Origin of the sequence: Streptomyces katrae, from assembly GCF_000966975.1 — a bacterium.
Taxonomy (GTDB): Bacteria; Actinomycetota; Actinomycetes; order Streptomycetales; family Streptomycetaceae; genus Streptomyces; species Streptomyces katrae.
Genome location: NZ_JZWV01001058.1, coordinates 1 through 6,976, shown reverse-complemented (window position 1 = coordinate 6,976; position 6,976 = coordinate 1). Strand labels below are relative to the sequence as shown.

At 71.8% G+C, this 6,976-nt stretch carries 5 protein-coding genes and 1 pseudogene; all 6 read right to left on the bottom strand.

What is annotated here, in order from left to right; all coding sequences use genetic code 11:
• Nucleotides 1–1,071 (bottom strand): annotated as a pseudogene (locus tag VR44_RS45490) (hypothetical protein); the annotation flags it as partial.
• A 5-nt stretch (nt 1,072–1,076) separates the two neighbouring features.
• Nucleotides 1,077–2,495 carry an ATP-binding protein gene (locus VR44_RS32205; protein ID WP_045951167.1) on the bottom strand — a complete coding sequence of 473 codons (1,419 nt, stop codon included), beginning with the start codon at nt 2,493–2,495 and terminating at the stop codon, nt 1,077–1,079.
• 18 nt (nt 2,496–2,513) lie between these two features.
• Nucleotides 2,514–4,073: an SCO6880 family protein gene (locus VR44_RS32200; protein ID WP_045951166.1), complete on the bottom strand. Its 1,560-nt coding sequence runs from the start codon at nt 4,071–4,073 to the stop codon at nt 2,514–2,516.
• Entirely contained in the window at nt 4,070–5,386 is a 1,317-nt protein-coding gene (locus tag VR44_RS32195) for a hypothetical protein (RefSeq protein ID WP_211275164.1), read from the bottom strand. The genes VR44_RS32200 and VR44_RS32195 overlap by 4 nt, the downstream gene beginning before the upstream one ends.
• Nucleotides 5,387–5,468: 82 nt before the next feature.
• Nucleotides 5,469–6,290: a DUF8175 domain-containg protein gene (locus VR44_RS32190; protein ID WP_045951165.1), complete on the bottom strand. Its 822-nt coding sequence runs from the start codon at nt 6,288–6,290 to the stop codon at nt 5,469–5,471.
• A 104-nt stretch (nt 6,291–6,394) separates the two neighbouring features.
• Nucleotides 6,395–6,703, bottom strand: coding sequence for a hypothetical protein (locus VR44_RS32185; RefSeq protein WP_042818271.1), 309 nt, complete (start codon nt 6,701–6,703; stop codon nt 6,395–6,397).
• Between the last annotated feature and the right edge of the window lie 273 nt (nt 6,704–6,976).

Genomic DNA, 6,976 nt, shown 5'->3' with positions numbered 1-6,976 from the left:
CGTGACGACCAGGACGGCGCCTTCGGCGGCGGAGACGGCCTGGACGGCGAGGTGGTGGCGTTCGGCCGGGGGTGCGTAGGCGACCCGGTGGGCCGGCGGTGGGGTGTGCGTACGGGCGGGCGGTGCGTAGCCGAAGCCGTAGCGGTAGGCCTCCTGGGCCGGAGGCCTGGTGTCACGGGTCTGGGGGCGTACGGGTGCCGGTGCCGGTGCCGGTGCCGGTGCCGGTGCCGGTGCGGTGAACGGGGCGTGCGCGGCGGAGGGGGTCGGCTCCGGACCCCGGGCCGGGCTGAGTGCCGGGCCCGGTACGGGGACTGCGTCCCGAGGAGGGACGGGCGTCGGGTGTGCGGCGGCAGCCGAGTGGCTGTCGGGGCCGGTGGCGGTGCCGGTGCCGGGCACCTGGCCCGCGTCCTGGCCGGCCGCCGGGCGGGCGCCAGGCAGCTTGGCCGTGTCCCGGTCCGGACTCGTGCCCGAGGCTCGGCCGGTGCCGGTCACCGAGGCCATGCCCAGGCCCGGGGTTGTGGTGTCCCGGTCCGGGCCGGGCGTCGGGCGGGTGCCCGAAGTCGGGCCCGTGCCCGTACCTGGGGCCGTGCCCGTGCCCGTACTCATGCCCGTGCCCGGCCCCGGACTCGAGCCCGTGTCCGACGCCGATCCCGAGCCCGAGCCCGGGATCGAGGCCGGGCCTGTGGCCCCGGGTGGTGTCTTCGTGCGGGTGCGGCGGGCCTTCGTGCGGGTGATCACGCCCAGGGTGAAGATCGTCAGGACCAGGAGGACCAGGAGCTGGCTGATGAACAGGCCCCAGAACAGGCCCCAGCCGGAGAGGGCCGACGGGTCGGTGTCCGGCCAGGCCGCGGGGATGTCGTGGGGTTGCGCTATCAGGGCGCGGACGGCGCCCGGGGTGCGGGTGAAGGTGACCGTGGACGGCCAGGCGCCCTTGGCGAAGAGGGCGGCCAGGCCGGTGGCAGACCAGACCAGGACGGCGAGGCCGAGGAGGAAGGCCAGGAGGCCGACCAGTGCTCCGTCGGGGATGCCGCCGCCGCGCGGGCGGGGCTCCGTACCTCTGGCGTCGTGCATGTCGGTCAGGCCACCGTGGTCGCGGATCCGGGGCCGGCGCCCCGCTGGCGTTCGATGTACAGGGCGCGTTCCTCCGCTTCGAGTTCCGCGGCCAGCAGGTCCTCGGGGAGCTGCTGGGGCGTGGAGGACTCCGTCATCGCGCGGTCGGTGTAGACGAGGGGGCGTTCGGTCTCGGTGATCAGGTGTTTGACGACCTGGACGTTGCCGTTGACGTCCCAGACGGCGATGCCGGGGGTGAGGGTGGGGATGATCTCCACCGCCCAGCGGGGGAGGCCGAGTACGCGGCCCGTGGCGCGGGCCTCGTCGGCTTTCTGGGCGTAGATGGTGCGGGTCGAGGCCATCTTGAGGATGGCCGCGGCTTCGCGGGCGGCGGCTCCGTCGACCACGTCGGAGAGGTGGTGGACGACGGCGACGAAGGACAGGCCGAGGCGGCGGCCGAACTTCAGCAGGCGCTGGAACAGCTGGGCCACAAAGGGGCTGTTGATGATGTGCCAGGCCTCTTCGACCAGGAAGATCCGTTTTTTCCGGTCTGGGCGGATCCAGGTGTGTTCCAGCCACACGCCGACGATCGCCATGAGGATGGGCATGGCGATGGAGTTGCGGTCGATGTGGGAGAGGTCGAAGACGATCAGGGGGGCGTCGAGGTCGATGCCGACCGTCGTCGGGCCGTCGAACATGCCGCGCAGGTCGCCGTCCACGAGGCGGTCGAGGACGAGTGCGACGTCGAGGCCCCAGGCCCGGACGTCGTCTATGTCGACGTTCATCGCGAGGGCGGATTCGGGTTCGGGGTGGCGCAGCTGCTCGACGATGTCGGTGAGGACGGGCTGGCGGTCCTGGATGGTGTCGACGACGTAGGCGTGCGCGACCTTGAGGGCGAAGCCGGAGCGTTCGTCCAGGCCGTGGCCCATCGCCACCTCGATGATGGTGCGGAGCAGCGCGAGCTGGCCGGTCGTGGTGATCGCCGGGTCGAGGGGGTTGAGGCGGATCCCGCCGTCGTTGGCGGCGATGGGGTCCAGGCGGATGGGGGTTATCCCCAGGGCTTCCGCGATGAGGTTCCATTCGCCGACTCCGTCCTCGCCCTGGGCGTCGAGGACGACGACCTGGCGGTCGCGGAAGCGGAGCTGGCGCAGGACGTAGGTCTTTTCGAGGGCTGATTTGCCGTTGCCGGATTCGCCGAGGACGAGCCAGTGGGGGGCCGGGAGCTGCTGGCCGTAGAGCTGGAAGGGGTCGTAGATGTAGCCCTTGCCGCTGTAGACCTCGCGGCCGATGATCACGCCGGAGTCGCCGAGGCCGGGGGCGGCGGTGGGCAGGTAGACGGCCTGGGCCTGGCCGGTGGAGGTGCGGACGGGCAGGCGGGTGGTCTCGACCTTGCCGAAGAGGAAGCTGGTGAAGGCGTCCGTCAGCGCGGACATGGGATCTCGCATGGCGGCTCTTCCTTCCGGCTAGCGTCGGATGCCGGTGGCGAACGGCAGGGTGTTGACGAAGGCGCGGTGGTGCTCGCGGTCGCACCACTCGAGTTTCAGGTAGGACTTGCCGGCGGAGGCGCGGATGGTGCGCTTGTCGCGGGCGAGGGCTTCGGGGGAACGGGAGGACACCGTGATGTACCCGACGAGGTTGACCCCGGCAGCGCCGCTGGCGAGATCTTCACCCCTCTGGTCGAGCCGGCCGTGGGCGGCGATGTCGCGGGGGTCGACCGTGCGGTTCATCTTGGCGGCGCGGGAGGCGTCGGCCTCGTCGTTGGTCTTCTCCGTCAGCATGCGTTCGATGGCGACCTCGGTGGGTTCGAGGTCCATGGTGACGGCGACGGTGCGGATGACGTCCGGGGTGTGGACGAGGAGGGGGGCCAGGAAGTTCACGCCGACGGGGGTCATCGGCCATTCCTTGATCCACGCGGTGGCGTGGCACCACGGGGCGCGGGTGGAGGATTCGCGGGTCTTGGCCTGGAGGTAGGTGGGCTCCACGGCGTCGAGCTCGGCGGGCCAGGCGTTGCGCTTGGTCATGGCCTGGATGTGGTCGATCGGGTGGTCCGGATCGTACATGGAGTGCACGAGGGAGGACAGACGTCCCTGGCCGAGGGGCTGGCGGACGCGGATGTCGGCTTCGGCGAGGCGGGCGCAGATGTCGGTGAGCTCGCGGGCCATGACGATGGCGAGGCCGGCGTCGCGGTCGAGCTTGCGGCCCTTGGTGCTGCCGGCGCGGGCGATGGTGTTGGCCTCGGCGGCGAGCTCGCGGGTGTAGTGCATGCAGGCGACGAGGTACGCGCGGTGCTGCTCGGAGGAGGTGGAGACCATCGACTGGAGCTGGTCGTAGGAGTCGCGCAGCCAGGTGGCGGCGGTGGCGTCCCCGCGTTGGGCGACGTCCTTGGCGTGGGCGTCGGGGTCGGCGGGGAGGGTGCGGGCGAGCATCTGGAGGCGGGTGACGAAGCCGTCGCCGTTGGCGACGTGCTTGAGGAGGGTGCCGAAGCGGTCGACGAGGGCTTCCTGGTCCTCGCTGTCGCGCAGGCCGACGCCGGGGCCTTCGATCTCGATGGCGGCGGTGACGGTTCTGCGGTCGGCGTGGAGGAGGACGGCGATCTCGTCGGGGCCGAAGGGGGCGGCGAGCCAGTTGATGCGGCCGATGCCGGGGGGCGGGCCGATCTCGACCTCGCGGCCGTCGGCGGCGCGGGTGCCGGCTTCCATGGCGGCCGAGCGGTAGGTGGTGCCGCGGCGCAGGGTGCGCTTGTAGCTGCGGCTGATCTCGAACCACCGGTAGAAGGTGCGGCCCTTGTAGGGGACGTACACGGCGGCGAGGGCGAGCAGCGGGAAGCCGGCGAGCGTGACGATGCGCAGGGTGAGGTCGGGGACGAGCAGTCCGCTCATCATGCCGAGGAACGCGCCGACGATGATCAGGGCGATCTCGCCGGTTTCGCGGTTCTTGCCGACGATCGCGTTCGGCCGGGCCCGGCCGATGAGATACGTGCGGCGGGGCGCGATGGGGTGGATCTGGTGGAACTGGGTCGTCAACGCCCGTCACCTCCTGTGTTCCTCGTGCTCGAGCCGGTGCGGGGCGGGGGTGCGGCGGGCGGGACGCTTCCGCCGCCGGTCCCGCTGCCGGAGCCGCGGCTGCTGTGGGCGGCCATGCCTCCGGAGATCTGGTTGGCGTCGCCGCCGGTGGAGCCGCCGCCTCCGGCGCGGTGGGCGCCGCCGCGGCTGCTGTGGGTCTTGATGCCCTGGGAGACGAGGGAGGCCGGGGAGCTGATGACGGCGGCTGCCTGGGCGCCGTCGGTGGCCTGCTTGCGGTTGCTGCGGGCGGAGGCGATCTCGTCGCCGAAGCCGGGGACGAAGCGGTAGATCATGGCGGAGGCGAAGATCGCCAGGAGGATGATGGCGAGGCCGGAGACGACGGCGGAGAAGGCGTTCGGGCCCTTGTTGCCGGCGAGGGCGCCGGCGAGGCCGAGGACGATGACGATGACCGGCTTCACGAGGATGACGGCGATCATGATGCCGGCCCAGCGGCGGACGTGGCCCCACATGTTGCGGTCGACGAGTCCGGCGTAGACGACGGTGCCGAGGAGGGCGCCGACGTAGAGGAGGGCGGCGCGGATGACGAGTTCGAGCCAGAGGACGCCGGCGGCGAGGACGGTGACGAGGGCGACGACGATCAGCATGATCGGGCCGCCGCCGATGTCGTCGCCCTTTTTGAGGGCGTCGGTGAAGGAGCCGAAGAAGACGTCGCTCTGGCTGCCGGTGGCGGAGGCGATGACGTCGGTGACGCCGTCGGTGGCGGAGACCACGGTGTAGAGGATCAGGGGGGTGAAGGCGGAGGCGAGGACGGTCAGCCAGAGGAAGCCGATGGCCTCGGAGAGGGCGGTGGAGAGGGGGACGCCGCGGATGGCGCGCTTGGCCACGGCCAGTAGCCAGAGGACGAGGGTGAGGACGGTGCTGGCGGCGAAGACGACGGCGTACTGCTGGAGGAAGGCGGGATTGGTGAAGTCGACGTTCGCGGTGCCCTTGACGGCTTCGCTGAGCTTCCCGACGATCCAGGCGGCCGCGTCGGCGCAGCCGCGGGCGAGGGAGGCGAGGGGGTTGAGGGCGTCGGTGGGGCTGTTGGGCGAGAGCCCGGTGCCGGCGCCGGTGCCGGGGGTCGCGCCGCCGGCCTGGCGTTCGCAGGCTTCCTTGAGGGTGCCGATGACGCCTTCGCACTTGGAGGGTGCCGGGGTGCCGGACGGGGATCCCGAGGGGGACCCGGAGGGGGGCGGGGTCGGGCTGGGGGCGGCGTGGGCCCGGGCGGACAGCAGTACGAGTGCCGTCTGAAGGGTGGTCAGGGCCGCGGCGATGCGGAAGGGGGCGCGGGTGGCGGCGGCGCGGAGGGTGGCGGCGCGGCCGGCCGCGCCGGGGCGGCTGGGCGTGCCGGGGCGGCTACCGGGCATAGGTGAACCCTCCGAACTCCTGGACGGCCTTGCTGATGTCGTCGGACGTGGAGGCGGGGACGTCGCCGGGGACCGGGGCGGGGCCGTCCTGCTGGCTGTCGGAGGCGACCTTCCAGTCGTCCCCGGCCCAGGTCAGTTCGAACGTCCAGGTCTTCCAGGTGGTGGTCACCGGGGTGGTGGACTTGGCGCCGGTCATGCCGACCAGGGCCATGTACCAGACGGAGACCTTGGCGTTGGCGGGGCCGTAGCTCTCGACGCGGGTACCGACCGGGACGGCGCGGGTGACGAAGGTGTTGCCCTGCGGGGCGTTGCCGTTCGCGTCGAGGCCGAGGGAGGCGAAGAAGGCGGGCGAGTACGCGGTGTCCTGCCCGCCCTTGCGCTGGGCCGCCGCCTCGGGGGTGTAGAGCCCGTCCATGAGGGCGTGGCGGACGTCCTTCTTGAGCATGCCGTCGGAGTTGAGGGCCACCGTGTAGTTCGCGGCGGCGGACTGGGCGCCCTGTTCGTCGTGGGCGAAGCCCTTGGGGATGCCGGCGGACTTGGTGGTGACCGGGGGCGTGCCCGTGGGGGAGGTGGCGTTGGTGGTGGGGGGTTTGTCCGAGGTGGGGGGCTGGGCGGTGTCCTGGGACTGGTTCGCGAAGGCGATGGCGGCGATGAGCAGGACCACGACTCCGACCACCGTGATCAGGCCGCGCGAGGCGCGGGGGGTGCGGCGGGGGGTGCCGTAGGGGTCGGACGGGGGGTCCGGCAGGCGGGTGCGGGTCTGGCCCGTGCCGCCGACGGCGCCCCCGCCGTACTGGTCGTCGTTGCTCATTGCCTGTCGTCCGCCCCCTCCGCGTCGTACGACGGTAGCGCTCGTCACCGCGCAGGCGCGGTGTGGTGATTCCTCATCAGGTGCGGCCGGCCGCGGTGGTGCTGCTAGACGGCCATTCCGTAGACGATCGTGAAGAGGGTGCCGAGGGAGCCGATGATGAAGACTCCGGTGAGGCCGGCCACGATCAGGCCCTTGCCCTGTTCCGCGCTGAAGGTGTCGCGCAGTGCGGTGGCGCCGATGCGCTGCTTGGCGGCGCCCCAGATGGCGATGCCGAGGCAGAGGAGGATCGCCACGGCCATGATGACCTCGATCATGACCTTCGCTTCGTTGCCGAGACTGCCGAACGGCCCCCAGTTCGGGGCGATTCCGCCGATGATGGTGGTGATATCGCCCTTTTCGGCTGCCAGGATCATGTAACTCACCGCCCCTGTATGGGTAGTTCCGGTAGCCCGTGCCCGGTGGCAGGGGTCACTCACTATCTTCGCTGATGAAACGTCGGCCGTCGTCGACTTGGCCGGTCTCTTTACCCGATGTCCCGGGTGTCGGACCGTGTGTGCGCGGGTGTGCGGTCGTACGCATGGCCTGACCTGGTCACTCTGTGTATCACGGGGGGTGACCTCGGGCAATGACTGGCGGGTCGGGGGGTGGCGCGCCGTGGGTGTGGCGCGGTCGTGGCGCTCGGGGGG